Origin of the sequence: Escherichia sp. MOD1-EC6300, from assembly GCF_002965045.1 — a bacterium.
Taxonomy (GTDB): Bacteria; Pseudomonadota; Gammaproteobacteria; order Enterobacterales; family Enterobacteriaceae; genus Escherichia; species Escherichia coli_F.
Genome location: NZ_PTRH01000005.1, coordinates 1 through 17,487, shown reverse-complemented (window position 1 = coordinate 17,487; position 17,487 = coordinate 1). Strand labels below are relative to the sequence as shown.

Here is a 17,487-nt window from a genome sequence, read left to right as displayed (position 1 = left end):
ACCGCCGTTTACTTAAATGACGTACAGGTCGAGATACTCATTGACCGGCATCTGTTCCAGGCGAGTTCTGTCGAGAGAAACCTCCAGAATGCGCTGCTGTTGGCGAGTCGGGAACTGGCGCGCGAGATTGATTTTGAATTTATCCACCAGCTTCGGAATGCCATCCTGACGGCGGCGAGCATGACCAATTGGGTACTCCACCACCACTTCTTCAAATCGCGTACCGTCGGTAAACTCAAGGGTTATGGCATTGGCGATGGCGCGTTTTTCAGGATCGTGGTAGTCAGCGGTAAATGCCGGATCTTCAAAGCAATTGATCTTCTCGCGCAGGGCGTCGATGCGTTTATCTTGCGCGACGTTGTCTTCGTAATCTGCTGCCGTTAAGCGCCCGAACAGCAGTGGGATCGCCACCATATACTGAATGCAGTGGTCGCGGTCAGCCGGGTTATTGAGCGGCCCTTTTTTGTCGATGATGCGAATACAGGCTTCGTGGGTGCGAATGGTCACTTTTTCGATATCTGCCGCCGTTTTGCCTGCTGCCTGCATCTGTTCATAGAGCGTCATCGCCGCTTCAACTGCCGTCTGGGAGTGGAACTCAGCCGGGAAGGAGATTTTGAACAGCACATTTTCCATGACGTAAGAACCGTACGGGCGCTGGAAGCGGAACGATTCACCTTTAAAGGAGACGTCGTAGAAGCCCCATACCGGCGCGGTCAGGGCTGACGGGTAACCCATTTCGCCCGTTTTCGCCATCAGTGCCAGACGTACCGCGCGGGAAGTGGCATCGCCCGCCGCCCAGGATTTACGCGTGCCGGTGTTCGGCGCATGGCGATAGGTGCGCAGCGACTGACCGTCCACCCACGCCAGCGAAACGGCGTTGAGAATTTCCTCGCGGGTCAGGCCGAGCATTTCGGCGACCACGGCGGTGGAAGCCACTTTCACTAACAGAACGTGGTCGAGGCCAACGCGGTTAAAGGAGTTTTCCAGCGCGATGCAGCCCTGAATTTCATGGGCTTTAATCATTCCGGTCAGCACCTGTTTCATGGTCAACGGCGCTTTGCCGCTGGCGACCGCGTTGCGCGAAAGCCAGTCCGCCGTTGCCAGAATGCCGCCGAGGTTGTCGGAAGGATGGCCCCACTCCGCCGCCAGCCAGGTATCGTTGAAATCAAGCCAGCGGATCATCGCGCCGATGTTAAATGCCGCCTGGACGGGGTCGAGCTGGAACTGAGTTCCGGGGACGCGCACGCCGTTAGGTACGACGGTGCCAGGAACAATTGGCCCCAGCAGTTTTTTACAGGCCGGGTATTCGAGAGCTTCCAGACCGCAGCCAAGGGTGTCGAGCAGGCAGTAATGGGCGGTGTCGTAGGCCACTCTGGAGCTGATTTCGTAGTTCATGACGTAATCGACGATATCAACGATTTCACGATCAAATTCCGGACGGATGTTGTTGATTTGAGCTGACATTGGGTACGTTTCCTTCTTGTTATTCGTAGAGGTTTACTGGCGCTTATCCAGCGCGACAAACGGGCGGTCTTCAGGGCCAACATAATTGGCGGAAGGACGGATAATTTTGTTGTCCTGACGTTGTTCGATAATGTGCGCCGCCCAGCCGGTGACGCGGGCGATAACAAACAGTGGCGTGAACATCTCGGTGGGAACGCCCATCATGTTGTAGGAAACAGCGGAGAACCAGTCGAGATTGGGGAACATCTTTTTGCTCTCCCACATCACCGTTTCCAGACGATCGGCGATGTTGTACATCTTCAGCGAGCCGCCTTCCTGCGAGAGCTGCTTCGCCACGCGTTTGATCACCTGATGACGCGGGTCAGCGATGGTATAAACCGGATGTCCAAAACCAATCACCACTTCTTTGTTTTCCACGCGCTTGCGGATATCGGCTTCGGCTTCGTCCGGCGTTTCGTAACGTTGCTGGATCTCCAGCGACACTTCATTCGCCCCGCCGTGTTTCGGCCCGCGCAGTGCGCCAATCGCGCCGATAATGGCTGAATACATGTCAGAGCCGGTGCCCGCAATCACCCGGCTGGTAAAGGTGGAGGCGTTAAACTCGTGTTCGGCGTACAGCACCAGCGAAATATGCATCGCCTTTTCCCAGCTTTGCGACGGCTTTTCGCCGTGCAGCAAATGCAGGAAGTGACCGCCGATGGAATCGTCATCGGTTTCCGGCTGGATGCGTTCGCCGTTGTGGCTGTAGTGATACCAGTAGAGAAGAATCGAGCTCAGCGACGCTAATAATTTGTCGGCAATATCCCGCGCGCCAGAGACGGTATGCCCCTCTTTTTCTGGCAGCGTGCAGCCGAGCGCGGAAACGCCGGTGCGCATGACATCCATCGGATGCGACGCCGCTGGTAAGGCTTCCAGCACGGTACGCACGTTAGCCGGTAAACCGCGCAGGGCTTTCAGTTTCGTTTTGTAGGCGGCGAGTTCGTCACGGGTCGGCAGTTTGCCGTGGATCAGCAGATGCGCCACTTCTTCAAATTCGCAATGTTCCGCCAGATCAAGAATATCGTAGCCGCGGTAATGCAGGTCATTGCCACTTTTACCCACGGTGCAGAGCGCCGTATTGCCCGCCGGAACGCCAGAAAGTGCCACAGATTTTTTCGGTTTAATGACATGGGTGCTGTTTTGCAGGATCGTTGTATCGCTCATGTTGTCCTCGTCATTGTTATCATTTGTAGGGTCGAGATTGTTGTCGGATGCGACGCTATGCGTCTTATCCGACCTACAGTTCAGTTCATCCCGTAGGCCTGATAAGCCGCGTCAGCGACGCATCAGGCATCGGTTGTCGGATACAACCAAAGGGCGTTTTTTATTTCGCCTGGTTACGGGCAAACAGGTCGTCGAGCTTCTCTTCGTACTGGTAGTAGTTGATGCTTTCATACAGCTCGTTGCGGGTCTGCATGGTGTCGATGACGCTTTTCTGCGTACCTTCCTGGCGCAGGACGTTGTAGACATGTTCAGCGGCGCGGTTCATGGCGCGGAAAGCAGAAAGGGGATACAGCGCCATTGCGACATGGGCGCTGCGTAATTCGTCGGTGGTAAACAGCGGTGTTGCGCCAAACTCGGTAATGTTGGCAAGGATTGGCACCTGCACTGCATCGGCAAACTGGCGGTACATAGCGAGTTCGGTAATTGCTTCCGGGAACAACATCTCGGCACCCGCTTCAACATAGGCCTGCGCACGCTCGATCGCCGCATCCAGCCCTTCAACCGCCAGCGCATCGGTGCGCGCCATGATCACAAAATCAGGATCGGTTTTCGCATCCACCGCCGCGCGGATCCGATCCACCATCTCTTCTTTCGAGACGATCGCTTTGTTCGGGCGATGACCGCAGCGTTTTGCTCCAACCTGATCTTCAATATGTAAGCCCGCCGCACCGGCTTTAATCATCGATTTCACGGTGCGGGCAACGTTAAAGGCCGAAGAGCCAAAACCGATATCCGCATCCACCAGCAGCGGCAGCGAGCAGACGTCAGTGATACGACGAATATCAGTCAGCACATCATCAAGAGTAGAAATACCGAGATCCGGCAACCCCAGCGAACCTGCCGCCACGCCACCACCGGAGAGATAAATCGCCTGATATCCGGCACGCTGCGCCAGCAGCGCATGGTTGGCGTTAATGGTGCCGACAATCTGCAATGGATTTTCTTTAGACAGTGCAGCGCGAAATGCTTTACCTGGAGAGTGTAGAGACATAGCCCATCCTTTGTTATCAACTTGTTATTTGCGTTGATAAAGACAAAGCAAGGGGTATGCCACAATTGCTTGAATAAAATTAAATGTTTAATTTCAATTTGTTAGAGATAAAATCATGAAGTAATCCGCAAATATGCGTTTCAGTTAACGTTTCAGGCAATGTTTCTCTGCGTTTCATTGCAACAATTATGAAACAAGACTAAACCCAATATTCGGTTTCTTAACTTTGCGGTGCGCTATGGCACATCCACCACGGCTGAATGACGACAAACCGGTTATCTGGACGGTATCTGTAACGCGGCTGTTCGAGCTATTTCGCGATATCAGTCTCGAGTTTGATCACCTGGCAAACATTACCCCTATCCAGCTTGGCTTTGAAAAAGCGGTGGCCTACATCCGCAAAAAACTGGCCAGCGAACGCTGCGACGCCATCATTGCCGCTGGCTCTAACGGCGCGTACCTGAAAAGCCGCCTGTCGGTACCGGTGATTCTGATAAAACCGAGTGGCTATGATGTGTTACAGGCACTAGCAAAAGCCGGAAAACTCACCTCTTCTATCGGCGTTGTCACCTATCAGGAAACCATTCCGGCACTGGTAGCGTTTCAAAAAACCTTTAATTTGCGCCTCGACCAACGTAGCTACATTACCGAAGAAGACGCACGTGGGCAGATTAACGAGCTAAAAGCCAACGGCACCGAAGCGGTGGTCGGCGCGGGGCTGATTACCGATCTGGCGGAAGAAGCCGGAATGACCGGAATTTTTATCTATTCTGCCGCCACCGTGCGCCAGGCATTTAGCGATGCGCTGGATATGACGCGCATGTCGTTACGCCATAATACTCACGATGCCACCCGCAACGCCCTGCGTACTCGTTACGTGCTGGGCGATATGCTCGGTCAATCACCACAGATGGAACAGGTACGGCAGACTATTTTGCTGTATGCCCGCTCCAGTGCGGCGGTGTTGATTGAAGGGGAAACGGGGACGGGCAAAGAGCTGGCGGCCCAGGCGATTCATCGGGAATATTTTGCCCGCCACGATGCGCGACAGGGCAAAAAGTCGCATCCTTTTGTTGCCGTCAACTGCGGGGCGATTGCTGAATCTCTGCTGGAAGCGGAGCTGTTTGGCTATGAGGAAGGAGCGTTTACCGGCTCGCGACGCGGAGGCCGCGCCGGGCTGTTTGAAATCGCCCACGGTGGCACGCTGTTTCTTGACGAGATAGGCGAAATGCCGCTGCCGTTGCAGACCCGGCTGCTGCGGGTGCTGGAAGAAAAAGAGGTCACCCGCGTCGGCGGGCATCAGCCTGTTCCGGTGGATGTGCGGGTTATTAGCGCCACTCACTGCAATCTCGAAGAGGATATGCAGCAAGGGCGTTTTCGCCGTGATCTGTTTTATCGACTGAGTATTTTGCGTCTGCAATTGCCGCCGCTACGCGAGCGGGCGGCGGATATTCTGCAGCTGGCGGAAAGCTTTTTGAAAGTGTCACTGGCGGCACTTACTGCGCCGTTTTCTTCCGCGTTACGTCAGGGATTACAGGCAAGTGAAACTGTGCTGTTGCGCTACAACTGGCCGGGAAATATTCGTGAACTGCGCAATATGATGGAACGACTGGCGCTATTTTTAAGTGTGGAACCGACGCCGGATTTAACGCCGCAATTTTTGCAGTTGCTACTGCCGGAACTGGCGCGCGAGTCGGCGGAAACTCCCGGTCCATGCTTACTGACGCCACAACAGGCACTGGAGAAATTTAATGGCGATAAAACAGCCGCGGCGAATTATTTAGGTATCAGCCGAACGACATTCTGGCGGCGGCTGAAAAACTGAAATGCCGAATCCAGCGCGAACGCCTTATCCGGCATAAATTTCAATAGATGATCACCGATAAACTTACGCATCGGGCATGTTTACATGGGGTGCAGAATTATTTCTTCTTATAAATATTTGCCGTGCCGTGGATCTTATTGTCAGTTTGACCAGAGGTCAGCACCAACACATCTGCCCCTTTTTCATCCGCTTTTTTGATCAGATCTTCTTTCGCATCTGCAGTCGACATTTCATTACTGGTTGAAATATCACCTATTTTTTCATATTGCGATGCAACTTTTTCAAATTCTGCTTTGGTCATTAATTCTGCGGCATAAACGTTGGTAACGGCAAACGCTAACGCACCGATTAACATTTTAGAGATTATTTTCATATTACGGCTCCAGAGTTGTTATCAAACTATCACCCACCCATATTATTGGGTTGATTAATAATTAGTTCAGTCAGGGCATAAACGCCAGTAACCGGAAATAAGACACTTTGTGATCTCTCTCGCATCCGATTACTTTTTGTAGAAATATGATGAAGTTACTTCACTTATTTATGGATGAAATCACATGGATCCCTTGCACGCCGTTTACCTGACCGTAGGACTGTTCGTGATGACTTTTTTTAATCCGGGAGCCAATCTTTTTGTGGTGGTACAAACCAGCCTGGCTTCCGGTCGACGCGCAGGAGTGCTGACCGGGTTGGGCGTGGCACTGGGCGATGCGTTTTATTCCGGGTTGGGTTTGTATGGTCTTGCGACACTCATTACGCAGTGTGAGGAGATTTTTTCGCTTATTAGAATCGTCGGCGGCGCTTATCTCTTATGGTTTGCGTGGTGCAGCATGCGCCGCCAGTCAACACCGCAAATAAGCACACTACAACAACCGATTAGCGCCCCCTGGTATGTCTTTTTTCGCCGTGGATTAATTACCGATCTCTCTAATCCACAGACCGTTTTATTTTTTATCAGTATTTTCTCAGTAACGTTAAATGCTGAAACACCAACTTGGGCACGTTTAATGGCCTGGGCGGGAATTGTGTTCGCATCAATTATCTGGCGAGTCTTTCTTAGTCAGGCGTTTTCTTTGCCCGCTGTGCGTCGTGCTTATGGGCGTATGCAACGCGTTGCCAGTCGGGTTATTGGTGCAATTATTGGTGTATTCGCGCTACGCCTGATTTACGAAGGAGTAACGCAGCGGTGAGCAGATAATTTACTCTCTACGTAATCAACCTGATTTGCCGAATCCCGCTCATCGGCGATGATACCCCCCGTAATGCGTGGTCCTTATTTCCGATAAGTTTACTTGAGTCTTTAGCTTCCCATTTCAGCCCACTCTCCCCTGTGTGGGCTTTTTTCATTTGTCTGCTTCAGTGAGTAGCTGGCAATGCTCCATCCACTCTGCAAGGATGATAATAAGAGGATCTGATTCAGAAGAGTTTTGAAAAATTGGACCGCCATCGAGGCCTCGAACCCCGTACCATACAACAATCCTGGTTGTCGTCTGCTCTTCCTGATGAGCTAATGGCGGTTTGTGATATGAGCCTTACAGCATATTGTCTGTCAGGCTTGAGTGCGATGCGTAAGATACAGAAAAGACCCCACACAAACATGATGGAATTATGATTTTTTTCATATGAATGTCAACCAACACATTCATAAAACACTCGCACAAGTTCACTTTTTAAGCAACATGACGCCGATCACAACAAAATATCGGCGAAAAAGGAGGGTAAATGCCATTTGACGTAGAGATAAGCAGATGAAATGATTACCCGCTTTGCGATTCACTCTCTGATGGAATAAGAAATTGGAGATGGAAAAGTTTCTAAACTAAAGAGTGTAGCGTATTTTAACGTGCTTATTTACAGGATAATATTTGTCACCTAATTCCTGCACTCTATTAGATACCCATTGATTTAATCGTGCATCATCTCTGTATGTTTTTACGTTCAGAACGGAGAGCAATAACATCACTAGCGATTCAGGAAAAACAGGGTAAATATTTTTTAAGTGCAATAATAATTCATACGCAAGCGCCTGCTTAATAGGTGCGTCTGCGTCCGGAATGCGCGACATTTCGCGAAGCCATTTTTCTACATGCTCACATTCTTTCCCTTCACGGAAAAGTCTCAACAAAGGCATATGGTGCTCAAGAAGAATGCATTTGCAATCTGTTCGTACTGAATCGATAAACTGCACTAATTTCTTAAGTCCGGTGAAGCGTCCGGCATGGATATTCTCTTTAATATCAAGAAACACGTCATCCTGATCATATACCCAAACGGTCCCTTTTTGATTTTCAAGTATCCGAAAAACAAACTTAATCGGGTAATCAGGGTAATCCACCCAGTCATAAACTCCAGGGAAATCATTAAACTGCACATTTATGGTAAGCGCATTGTCGGCTGCCCACTCGCAATCTCGTACGGCAGCCATGAGATAAATGAGTTTATCATCATCGACTAAATCATCACGACAATCATAAGGATAATCATAGTATTGTTTAATCAAAACCTTGAATATATCGACACAAGAAACCAGTGTACTTCTGATATCTTCAGGTAACTGATTGTTTTTAAACGTATTGTGTACGCTTTGTTTCGTATATAGCAACAAATTATTGTGCGGCGCTTTTAATGGTATCATTGCGATCTCTCTTAAATAAAAATAAACGTCGCAGATAATAAAGCCCTGATTAAACCAGGCACTATCAGAAATCGCTCATAACTAATATATGCAGCATTGTGTACTGGAGGGAATTAATTTAACAATTTGAATTTACATTATAGATTTTACTGCTACTTTGATAGTATTTCGCCCTTCTTAACTAAAAAGTTAAGTGGAGGGCGAAATTAATATGTTAAATCATAGAGCATTTATTAATTTTTTCAGTCTGTTAGTGTGCGATTATCGATAACAAAACGATATTTCACATCACCACGTAGCATTCGCTCATAGGCTTCATTAATTTGATCGGCCCGAATCATCTCTATATCAGCCACGATGCCATGTTCGGCGCAAAAATCGAGCATCTCCTGAGTTTCTGGAATGCCGCCAATCATAGAACCGGCTATCGCACGGCGTTTCATGATCAGGTTGAAAACTTCCGGCGATTTATGCGGTGTCGCAGGCGCACCAACCAGGGTCATGGTGCCATCGCGCTTCAGCAAGGTGGTAAAATCATCGAGATTATGTGGCGCAGCTACGGTATTCAAAATGAAATCGAAACTCTTCACATGAGCCGCCATCTCATCGGCATTGCGCGAGTTAACAACTTCATCGGCCCCAAGGGCTTTTGCCGCTTCGCGTTTTGACTCAGACGTGGTAAATGCCACTACATGCGCCCCCATCGCGTGGGCCAGCTTTATCCCCATATGCCCCAGACCGCCAATGCCAACCACGCCCACTTTTTTACCCGGCCCGGCCTGCCAGTGACGCAGCGGCGAGTACGTGGTGATCCCTGCACACAATAAAGGCGCCACCGCCGCCAGTTGCGCTTGCGGGTGACGAATACGCAGAACATATCGCTCGTGAACGACAATCTGTTGTGAGTAGCCGCCCAGCGTATGGCCCGGTTCGTCCGGCGTCGGCGAGTTATAGGTGCCGGTCATGTGATCACAGTAGTTTTCCAGCCCGTCTTCACACTCTTCGCAATGTTTACAACTGTCGACAATGCAGCCGACACCGACCAGATCGCCCGGCGCATATTTTTCTACCTGATCACCAACGGCTACCACGCGCCCTACAATTTCATGGCCCGGCACGCAGGGATAAACCGTCCCCGCCCACTCGGAACGGACCTGGTGGATATCGGAATGGCAGACGCCACAGTAAGCGATTTCAATTTTGACATCATGCGGTCCCGGTTCACGCCGGGTGATATCCATCGGTTCCAGCGGTTGTTTAGCGGAATATGCACCAACAGCTTTGATCTTCATTGTGTTTACTCCTGATTAGCTATGTGTATTTGGCGATGCCTGAAATGCCATCGCAGCAAAACGCGTCCATTGAATATAGCCAATATTTAAACCACCCGATCCAGCCCCAACATGCCGCGAGCCTGAATGAAACAGAGCAGCAACGTTCCCCATAAGGCCATCGTCAGGTAGGGGCTTATCCCGAGAATATTGAAGCCGCTTTCAATAATTTGCAGAAGAAACAGCGCCAGCACCATACCAATTATCCGCCCGCTGCCGCCGTCCGGATTAACCCCGCCGAGTACTGCCGCGAGGATTGACACCAGCAAGTACGATTCGCCATAAGAGGCCTTAGCCGAGTTGAGTTTCGACATCATCAAAAATGCCGCTACCGCACAAAGCAAGGCGGAAATGACATACACCCATATCAGCACCCGACGCGTGTTAATACCGGAGTAAAGTGTTGCTCGTTCGTTAGAACCAATCAGATAAATGGATTTACCGAGCGGCGTTTTCTCCAGCAATATCCACAGCCCCAGCGCCACTGCGGTAAACAACCACATCGGTAGCGGAATACCGAACCACTGTGCATGATTCAACCACAGCACCCATGAGGGATAATTGGCAATGGCGCTACCGCCTGTCACCAGAATATTTACCCCTTTGAGCAACGTCATCATCCCAAGCGTTGCAAGAATTGGCGACACTCGAATACCGGCAATCAATACGCCATTACATAAACCAATTATCACCGCCGCACCAGCGCCCGCCAGCAGCGTAGCGACAACCGTAGTAATACCCGGCGGATACTGAGTCGCCACCCACGCCATCACCAGTGAACAGGCGTTAGCGGTAGCAATAATTGACAAGTTAATGCCGCCACAAAGCATGGTCACCGCCATAGCCAACGCCAGAATGCCCAGCACGGGCATTTGCGAAGCGACAGACTGGAAGTTACTTATCGACCAGAAAATCTCCGGCATAGTAATGCTGAACGCGGCAACAGTTAGCACCAGCAGGCCGATCAAATAAAACTCAACGTTATTACGCCACGATTTTTTCATAGCAGACTCCGGTTCTGATGCTGACTCCACGCCGTGGCACTAATGCTGGCAACGATGATGATGCCTGTGATCAATGTTTGCCAGTAAGACGAGACTCCCAATAAATTTAGCCCGTTTTGCATCACTGCCAACAACACCACGCCGAGCAAAGTACCGGTTAACGTGCCGCGCCCGCCGAGCAAACTAGTGCCGCCAAGCACCACCGCAGCCAGTACTGTCAGCTCATAACCCAGAAGAGAATCGGGGGCGACAGTCATCACCGTCCACGACTGCACTACACCCGCAGCACCAGACATCAATCCCATATAGCCGTAAACGAAAAGTTGCAGTTTCAGCACGCTAAAGCCGATGCGACTGGCTGATTCACGGTTCCCGCCAAGGGCATAAATTTTGCGCCCTACACTGGTGAAATTCATGATAAACGCTGTCAGCAGCACCACCGTAATCATGGCGATCAGCGGCAGACCAAGGCCATAGTCATAGCCGTCAACATCGGTGTACTTGAACAACATTACCCCCTGCTCAAACCACGGCGGAAAGTCGTACAGCCACACACCTTTACTCAACCATAACAGCAGGCCATAGAAAATATTCAGCGTCGAAATGGTGATGATGATAGAAGGCACCCGTAGGCGATTAACCAGTAAGGCGTTTATTAAGCCAAGTAAAATGCCGATGCCGCCCGCCAGGGCAAACGCGACAGCAAAGTTGCCACCCATTTTTTGTAGCAACAGCACCATGCCGTATTGCGCAATGATGGTCATTGCTGGAAACGAAATATCAATTCCACCGGAAATTAACACCACAAACAAACCACAGGCGAGAATAGTCAACATGGCATAGTTATTGGCGAGATCGTACAAATTACCGAATGTCAGAAACTCGTCGCTGCGCCAGGCAAGGCCAACAAACAGCACTATAATCAGTAATGCCAGCCAGAATTCATGACGTTTTTTCAGTTCAGCCATTTACCACCTCCGCAATCCTGGCCTGAGAACTGCTGTCAGGCAGGAAGCTATGGGTGATCTGACCTTTTTGCATTACCAAAATCCGGTGGCTTTGATACCACGCTTCTTCAATTTCATCGCAGATCATCAATACCGCAATGCCATGAGCCGCCAGATCGCTGATAATGCCGTATATTCCTGCTTTGTTGGCGATATCAACACCGACAGTCGGGCTATCGAGAATCAACAGTCGTGGCCCAATCGCCAGCCATTTGGCGATCGATACTCGCTGCGCGTTACCCCCGGAAAGCGTATTCACCGGGAGATGTGGGTCAGAGACTTTGATGGTCAATGCCTTAATTAGCCTGTCCACCAGGTCACGCACTTTAGCTTCACTCAGAAAGCCGAAGCGATCTTTTACCTTGTGAAAAACAGTGCTAATGATGTTGTCTTCAATAGATTGCGCCATCACCAAACCGCGCGACATGCGATCTTCCGAAACATAACCAATACCGTGGCGGATGGCGTCCTGGTTACTATGCAGTGTAACCGGCTGACCGTTGATGAGGATCTCACCAGCATCCGGTCGGGTCATACCAAACAGACTCAGACATAATTCCGTGCGCCCCGCACCAAGCAGGCCAACAATCGACACCACTTCGCCCGCTTCCACCCGCAAGTTAATATTTTGATATTCCCCATGACGACTTAAATTACGCACCTCCAGCACTGGGGTGCTGGATTTTCCCTGCCACAACTCTCGCACCTGATATTCAAACTCCTGGCCGGTCATCAGGAAACCGAGTTGTTTTGTGGTCATCTCTGCAGCCGGAAAGGTCCCGACCAGCTCACCATCTTTCAACACTGAAATACGGTCGGAAACTTCCATCACCTCTTCCAGACGATGACTGACGAAGACCACGCAGATCCCGCGTTCCCGCAATTGATGCACCACCTGTAATAACCCTTGCACTTCCTGATGGGTCAGCGAAGCGGTTGGTTCATCCATCACGATCAACCGTGCGTCCTGCGCCAGTGCACGGCAAATTGCCACCAGCTGACAGCGGGCAATTGAAAGCTCAGAAACGAGCGTATCCAGTGGCAATGTGACGTTAATACTGGTCATTGCCGCCTGCGCCACCTCACGCAGACGACGTCGGTTAACAAACAGTCCGTGGTGATAGTGATTCACGGCGATATTCTCCCAGACACTCAGGTTAGGAAATAAAGAGAGGTCCTGATAAATCACCTGAATCCCCTGCGCCACCGAAGCGGCGGGTGTCAGCTTTGACCAGTTTTTCCCACCAAGCGTAATTTCCGCCCCCTCATCCGGGCGATAAACACCGGACATAATTTTAATCAACGTCGATTTACCACAGCCGTTTTGCCCGGCAAGGCAGTGCACCTCACCCGACATAAAGTCGAGAGAAACATCGCGCAGCGCTCGCGTGGCATGAAACGTTTTGTTGATATGACGAAGGGAAAGGAAGGTTTCCATAGCATCCCCTGGCAATAAGAATCGGGGCTTTCGCCCCGAAGAAATGGATTAATAAAGTGAGTCAATATTGTCTTTGTTGACCAGTAATACCTTATGGAAACGGATAATTCGCTTATCCATATCTACGTCGGCCTTACCGAGATTCTCCATTTCTAATCCAGGTTTGATCTCTTCACCCTTCAGCAACGTGCTGGCGACGGCCGCGAGTGCGTAACCTGCAGAGGCCGGATCGTAAGTAATCCCTTCGGTGATATCACCACTTTTAATCAGTGATGCCGCCTGTGAAGGGATCATCATGCCATAGACTGCGACTTTATTTTTCGCCCGTTTCTCTTTCACTGCACGTCCCGCGCCAATCGGACCGTTTGAACCAAAGGAGACAACCGCTTTCAAGTCAGGATAGGTTTTCATGAGGTCCAGTGTGGTACGACGTGAGTCATCCACACTCTCGGCAACCGGCATGCGGCGGGTAACTTCATGCATATCCGGGTAATGCTCTTTCTGGTATTTCACCAGCAAGTCAGCCCATAAGTTATGCTGCGGCACGGTCAAACTACCCACGTAAATCACATAGCCGCCCTTGCCACCCATGCGTTTCGCCATATGTTCAACATATTCAGCGGCAAATTTTTCGTTATCAATGATTTCGATATCCCAGTTAGCACTTGGCTGACCGGGGGATTCGTTGGTCAGAACCACAATTCCGGCATCTCGCGCTTTTTTGAATACCGGTTCCAGCACGTTGGCATCGTTTGGCACGATAGTAATTGCGTTAACCTTACGAGCGATTAAATCCTCAATAATTTTAACCTGTTGAGGAGCATCAGTACTTGAAGGTCCCACCTGTGACGCATTAACACCAAAGGCTTTACCTGCCTCGACCACACCTTCGCCCATGCGATTAAACCACGGCATACCATCGACTTTAGAGATATTCACCACGACTTTTTCCGCTGCCTGGAGCGGCGAGGAAATTAGCGCAGCGCCTAATAACAGCGAAGACACCATATTGATAACAAAACGTTTATTCATCATTTCAGCCTCATTGCAGGGTAGTCAGGAAGTGTTCGCCCAAATTAGCGCGCTGGAGAGAATAAGAATTTTCGAATATTTTTATGCAGAATAAACAGCCCTATTTCAGGCAGCTATTAAAAATTTGGTTATAAATATGGACAAAATGGGCAGCAACAATAAGTGTGACATTCATCACGTAAAAAATAGTAAAACAAACACAATTAACGATATTTTATGTTTGTGAGTTTATTTCATGCGGATAGAGAGTTATCTACACAACTTCAATGAGGGCATATTCTTCAAAAATAACGTCCATTTCGGGTGAATAGCTTCCCTCTGCCTGGAAAAAACGACGGTGTTCATTGCGCCAATATTCAAGACTAAGATCACCTTCACCTTCCTTGCGGGCAATCTCTTCGGTGACATCAGAAAAGCGCAGTAAATGCAGGCCAATCACTCTGATAACACATACAGGCTCACCACGGCTATTTTCTACAATCTTATACTCGCCAATCATCGGAAATGCGTTGTCTTCAATACATCCTGCCAGCGAACCACAGGAAGCAGTTTTAACACCAGTTGCAATCAACGTTGCGAGGTAATCGGCCAACGCTGCTGAATCGCCAAAACTACAAAAGGAAGCATGGGGATATTTTTGTGAGATTTTTTCTTTTATGGTCATGGCAATATTTTCGCGATAACAGAACAACAAATTACATCTTAATTACTGTCGATAACTATCAGCAAGAGGATCATTGGTTTTTCTATGTTTAATCTTTTTTATCCGAAGCAGGTCACATTTATGGCTTGATAAATACCTTTGTTAAAACTCACTTTTGTGTATTTCTCTCAAATAATCCCCTGGAAATTATGCCGGGAGATTATAAAGTTCAGGATCATTCATTAACAAACCATTCCCGCCCCACTCCCTGGGGCTTAAATCTCTTACTATTCACCGTTGCAGGCGTTTCAAATTCGTATCAACCTGCCACACTCCCCCACACCAGTTGCCCTTTATGGAACGTCGCCGTTCTCGGCGAGATACGCGCCACCGCCTCGGCAGAACAGGAGGCGTCCACCAGCACAAAGCTGGCGTCATCCTGCGCTTTTGGCCACACACGCTCGCCTTTTTCATTTAGCGGCAACACATCGCCAGTGGCTAAAAACAGCGAGCGGGATAAATTCTGTTCGTTAGGACGAATATAGAGCTGCGCATACAGATTGGCTTTTTCCAGCATGTCGCCCAGGCCGTAAGGCGACCAGTGGTCGATAACGCTGTCGGTGCCGGTCATCACTTTTACACCTTTGTCATGTAGCTGTTTGAGCGGCATATGCAACGTGCCAATCGGCACCGTCGAGGCGATAGAAATTTGCTGCGCCGCCATCCGGTGCGCCAACTCATCGACCTGTTGCTCGTTGAGCGTTGCCAGCGCAAAGGCGTGACTGATGGTCAGCTTGCCCTTCAGCTGCGGCGTTTTCTCTACCGTTTCAACCATATAATTGATGGCTGCCACGCCCGCCGGAGTGGTTTCGTGCAGATGAATATCGACGCCTTTGTCGTAGTCCAGCGCAATCTGGAACATGGTGTCGAGGGATTTTTCCATCGCGCCATCAACACTGGTCGGGTCCAGCCCGCCGACGTAATGCGCGCCTGCCTGCATTGCTTCACGCATCAAGGGTTCCGATTTCGACAGCAGCAAACCGTGCTGCGGGAAGGCGACGATTTCACACTCGAAGCCCGCCTGACGTCGCGCCAGCACCGCCTGCAAATTTTGCAGATTTTTCAGGCCGGAAACCGGTTCGATATTGCAGTGGCTGCGGGCAATGGTGGTGCCTTTCGACTGCAATAAATCGATCAGTTTTTCTGCCCGCTCCTGAGTGTACGGTTGTAACTCCGGCAGCATTTTCTGCTCGAGTTTGATCATGTCCTGGATGGTGGTGCCTGCCGGGCGATTGAGCGAGCGCCACGGTCCGCCGTAAAAGGTTTTGTCGAGATGAATATGCATGTCGCGAGTAGTGGGCAGCATCAGCTTACCGCCAGCGTCATATTGCGGCAGCGTGGCGTCCGGATGCTGCTTGTTCTCATGTAGCACAACAATTTTACCGTCCTGAATCTCCACGGTCTGGCGCGCCGTGCGGGTCTGCACCGCCACACCGTTTTCGTAGTCAAAACCGGTTTCCAGCAGCACGTTATCAAGATAGTAATGCGGGTCAGTGATTTTCATGGTGTTATTCGCGTCGCAGTGGGTTGTGCCAGAGACCTCCGCATGGGCGAATGGCACAGAGGTACCAAACAGCGCGGCGGCGGTGACCATCTTACCGCTCTGGCTCAGAAATTCACGGCGGCTATTGTTTTTTTTCATCTTACGTCCTTACGTTTTAATAATATGGGTGCCCGTTTCGCCACGCAGCGCCGCGGGCAGGCATTCCGGCGTGGTGATAATCACTTCTTTACCGCCCTGTTCCAGGAACGTCAGGCTGGCGATGATTTTTGGCAACATGCTGCCTGGCGGGAAATGCCCTTCCTGCATATAGCGGGTCATGGTGGCAATATCCACCCGATCCAGCGCCTGCTGCTGCGGTTTGCCAAAATGAATACACACTTTTTCGACGCCAGTGGTGATCACCAGAATGTCGGCGTGAATTTCACGGGCCAATAGCGCGGTAGAGAGATCTTTGTCGATAACCGCGTCCACGCTTTGGTAATCCCCCGCTTCACTGCACACCACCGGAATTCCACCGCCGCCCGCGCCAATTACCACAAAGCCTTGTTGGATCAGCGCCTTAATGGCAGGTGCTTCGACAATACGTTTCGGTTCCGGCGAGGCGACCACGCGGCGATAGCCGCGTCCGGCATCTTCAACAAAACGCCAGTCAGGGTTTGCCTTTTGTAATTCGTTACGCTGGCTTTCACTGAAGAATGCGCCAATGGGCTTGGTGGGGTGAGCAAATCCCGGATCGTTTTTATCCACTTCCACCTGAGTCACCACGGTGACGGCTTTTTTCTCGCCGTGGCGCGCCAGCCGATTGTTCAGCGCCTGTTGGATCAAGTAGCCAATGCCGCCTTGCGTATCCGCCACACAGTTCGCCAGCGGCGTTAAGGGCAGCCCTTCGCGCTCGTGGGCAATCTCCGCACGGCGTAGATCCAGCCCAACCTGCGGCCCGTTGCCGTGGGTCAGCACAATGTCGTAATCGGAAGCCAGCATTTCCAGCACCGTATCGGCGACGGCCTTCACCGCCTCCGCCTGATGCTCAATCGACTGGCTGGCGTTATCTTTGATAATGCTGTTGCCACCAATGGCAACGACCACAAGTTCTTTCATGTTGTTATGTCCGCTACAGAGGGTGATGGGGTTATGACCAACGCCAGACAGCCTGATGCGCTACGCTTATCAGGCCTACAGATTCTTGTGCCATTCGTAGGCCGGATAAGGCGTCCACGCCGCATCCGGCAATGGTGACAAATGCCTGATGCGCTACGCTTATCAGGCCTACAGATTCTCGCGCCACTCGTA

General features: G+C 50.6%; 16 protein-coding genes and 1 pseudogene. 2 read left to right on the top strand and 15 right to left on the bottom strand.

The features are described 5' to 3' along the window. Positions 1-12: 12 nt before the first annotated feature. The 3 genes from prpD to prpB all read right to left on the bottom strand — a co-directional run bounded on the left by prpD (position 13) and on the right by prpB (position 3,718). Entirely contained in the window at positions 13-1,464 is a 1,452-nt protein-coding gene (gene prpD, locus BGE37_RS09565; RefSeq protein WP_001591604.1) for a 2-methylcitrate dehydratase, read from the bottom strand. Between the two features lie 33 nt (positions 1,465-1,497). After that, positions 1,498-2,667 carry a bifunctional 2-methylcitrate synthase/citrate synthase gene (gene prpC / locus BGE37_RS09560; protein ID WP_001285908.1) on the bottom strand — a complete coding sequence of 390 codons (1,170 nt, stop codon included), beginning with the start codon at positions 2,665-2,667 and terminating at the stop codon, positions 1,498-1,500. 160 nt (positions 2,668-2,827) lie between these two features. Next, the gene (gene prpB, locus BGE37_RS09555) at positions 2,828-3,718 is read right to left on the bottom strand and encodes a methylisocitrate lyase (protein WP_000052170.1); all 891 of its coding nucleotides are present in this window, start codon (positions 3,716-3,718) and stop codon (positions 2,828-2,830) included. 238 nt (positions 3,719-3,956) lie between these two features. Between prpB and prpR the strand changes: the two genes are divergently transcribed. Beyond that, positions 3,957-5,543, top strand: a complete 1,587-nt coding sequence (gene prpR / locus BGE37_RS09550) for a propionate catabolism operon regulatory protein PrpR (RefSeq protein WP_105287973.1) — start codon at positions 3,957-3,959, stop codon at positions 5,541-5,543. A 97-nt stretch (positions 5,544-5,640) separates the two neighbouring features. On the opposite strand, the gene yahO is transcribed toward prpR, so the two are convergent. Further along, positions 5,641-5,916, bottom strand: a complete 276-nt coding sequence (yahO, locus tag BGE37_RS09545; protein WP_000691948.1) for a DUF1471 family periplasmic protein YahO — start codon at positions 5,914-5,916, stop codon at positions 5,641-5,643. Positions 5,917-6,100: 184 nt separating this feature from the next. Between yahO and BGE37_RS09540 the strand changes: the two genes are divergently transcribed. After that, positions 6,101-6,733 carry a LysE family transporter gene (locus BGE37_RS09540; RefSeq protein WP_000371335.1) on the top strand — a complete coding sequence of 211 codons (633 nt, stop codon included), beginning with the start codon at positions 6,101-6,103 and terminating at the stop codon, positions 6,731-6,733. Positions 6,734-6,749: 16 nt separating this feature from the next. Here BGE37_RS09540 and BGE37_RS25420 read toward each other — a convergent pair. The 11 genes and pseudogenes from BGE37_RS25420 to BGE37_RS09495 form a co-directional block, all read right to left on the bottom strand. Beyond that, positions 6,750-6,990 (bottom strand): annotated as a pseudogene (locus BGE37_RS25420) (hypothetical protein). After that, the gene (locus BGE37_RS25955; RefSeq protein WP_439218385.1) at positions 6,960-7,142 is read right to left on the bottom strand and encodes a hypothetical protein; all 183 of its coding nucleotides are present in this window, start codon (positions 7,140-7,142) and stop codon (positions 6,960-6,962) included. The pseudogene BGE37_RS25420 and the gene BGE37_RS25955 overlap by 31 nt, the downstream one beginning before the upstream one ends. A 220-nt stretch (positions 7,143-7,362) precedes the next feature. Further along, on the bottom strand, positions 7,363-8,178 hold the full coding sequence (locus BGE37_RS09535) for a hypothetical protein (protein WP_001353421.1): 816 nt from the start codon (positions 8,176-8,178) through the stop codon (positions 7,363-7,365). A gap of 242 nt (positions 8,179-8,420) precedes the next feature. Then, entirely contained in the window at positions 8,421-9,470 is a 1,050-nt protein-coding gene (gene yahK / locus BGE37_RS09530; RefSeq protein WP_039021048.1) for an NADPH-dependent aldehyde reductase YahK, read from the bottom strand. An 86-nt stretch (positions 9,471-9,556) separates the two neighbouring features. Continuing rightward, positions 9,557-10,513, bottom strand: coding sequence for an ABC transporter permease (locus BGE37_RS09525; protein WP_032302512.1), 957 nt, complete (start codon positions 10,511-10,513; stop codon positions 9,557-9,559). Further along, positions 10,510-11,481, bottom strand: a complete 972-nt coding sequence (locus tag BGE37_RS09520) for an ABC transporter permease (protein ID WP_032183379.1) — start codon at positions 11,479-11,481, stop codon at positions 10,510-10,512. Before BGE37_RS09520 ends, BGE37_RS09525 begins: the two co-directional genes overlap by 4 nt. After that, positions 11,474-12,958 (bottom strand): sugar ABC transporter ATP-binding protein, encoded by a 1,485-nt coding sequence (locus BGE37_RS09515; protein ID WP_000447340.1) that lies wholly within the window; start codon positions 12,956-12,958, stop codon positions 11,474-11,476. Before BGE37_RS09515 ends, BGE37_RS09520 begins: the two co-directional genes overlap by 8 nt. 48 nt (positions 12,959-13,006) lie before the next feature. Beyond that, positions 13,007-13,990, bottom strand: coding sequence for an autoinducer 2 ABC transporter substrate-binding protein (locus BGE37_RS09510; RefSeq protein WP_001042116.1), 984 nt, complete (start codon positions 13,988-13,990; stop codon positions 13,007-13,009). 253 nt (positions 13,991-14,243) lie between these two features. Next, complete coding sequence (locus BGE37_RS09505) at positions 14,244-14,654, bottom strand: ASCH domain-containing protein (protein ID WP_123057326.1); 411 nt, start codon at positions 14,652-14,654, stop codon at positions 14,244-14,246. Positions 14,655-14,952: 298 nt separating this feature from the next. Continuing rightward, positions 14,953-16,335: an amidohydrolase family protein gene (locus tag BGE37_RS09500; protein ID WP_105287971.1), complete on the bottom strand. Its 1,383-nt coding sequence runs from the start codon at positions 16,333-16,335 to the stop codon at positions 14,953-14,955. A 9-nt stretch (positions 16,336-16,344) separates the two neighbouring features. Beyond that, positions 16,345-17,295 carry a carbamate kinase family protein gene (locus BGE37_RS09495; RefSeq protein WP_105287970.1) on the bottom strand — a complete coding sequence of 317 codons (951 nt, stop codon included), beginning with the start codon at positions 17,293-17,295 and terminating at the stop codon, positions 16,345-16,347. Between the last annotated feature and the right edge of the window lie 192 nt (positions 17,296-17,487).

What these genes read in the sequence shown, in the direction of transcription:
- prpD (WP_001591604.1), bottom strand. Translation starts at nt 1,464, where the DNA reads ATGTCAGCTCAAATCAACAACATCCGTCCGGAATTTGATCGTGAAATC.
- prpC (WP_001285908.1), bottom strand. Translation starts at nt 2,667, where the DNA reads ATGAGCGATACAACGATCCTGCAAAACAGCACCCATGTCATTAAACCG.
- prpB (WP_000052170.1), bottom strand. Translation starts at nt 3,718, where the DNA reads ATGTCTCTACACTCTCCAGGTAAAGCATTTCGCGCTGCACTGTCTAAA.
- prpR (WP_105287973.1), top strand. Translation starts at nt 3,957, where the DNA reads ATGGCACATCCACCACGGCTGAATGACGACAAACCGGTTATCTGGACG.
- yahO (WP_000691948.1), bottom strand. Translation starts at nt 5,916, where the DNA reads ATGAAAATAATCTCTAAAATGTTAATCGGTGCGTTAGCGTTTGCCGTT.
- BGE37_RS09540 (WP_000371335.1), top strand. Translation starts at nt 6,101, where the DNA reads ATGGATCCCTTGCACGCCGTTTACCTGACCGTAGGACTGTTCGTGATG.
- BGE37_RS25955 (WP_439218385.1), bottom strand. Translation starts at nt 7,142, where the DNA reads ATGTTTGTGTGGGGTCTTTTCTGTATCTTACGCATCGCACTCAAGCCT.
- BGE37_RS09535 (WP_001353421.1), bottom strand. Translation starts at nt 8,178, where the DNA reads ATGATACCATTAAAAGCGCCGCACAATAATTTGTTGCTATATACGAAA.
- yahK (WP_039021048.1), bottom strand. Translation starts at nt 9,470, where the DNA reads ATGAAGATCAAAGCTGTTGGTGCATATTCCGCTAAACAACCGCTGGAA.
- BGE37_RS09525 (WP_032302512.1), bottom strand. Translation starts at nt 10,513, where the DNA reads ATGAAAAAATCGTGGCGTAATAACGTTGAGTTTTATTTGATCGGCCTG.
- BGE37_RS09520 (WP_032183379.1), bottom strand. Translation starts at nt 11,481, where the DNA reads ATGGCTGAACTGAAAAAACGTCATGAATTCTGGCTGGCATTACTGATT.
- BGE37_RS09515 (WP_000447340.1), bottom strand. Translation starts at nt 12,958, where the DNA reads ATGGAAACCTTCCTTTCCCTTCGTCATATCAACAAAACGTTTCATGCC.
- BGE37_RS09510 (WP_001042116.1), bottom strand. Translation starts at nt 13,990, where the DNA reads ATGAATAAACGTTTTGTTATCAATATGGTGTCTTCGCTGTTATTAGGC.
- BGE37_RS09505 (WP_123057326.1), bottom strand. Translation starts at nt 14,654, where the DNA reads ATGACCATAAAAGAAAAAATCTCACAAAAATATCCCCATGCTTCCTTT.
- BGE37_RS09500 (WP_105287971.1), bottom strand. Translation starts at nt 16,335, where the DNA reads ATGAAAAAAAACAATAGCCGCCGTGAATTTCTGAGCCAGAGCGGTAAG.
- BGE37_RS09495 (WP_105287970.1), bottom strand. Translation starts at nt 17,295, where the DNA reads ATGAAAGAACTTGTGGTCGTTGCCATTGGTGGCAACAGCATTATCAAA.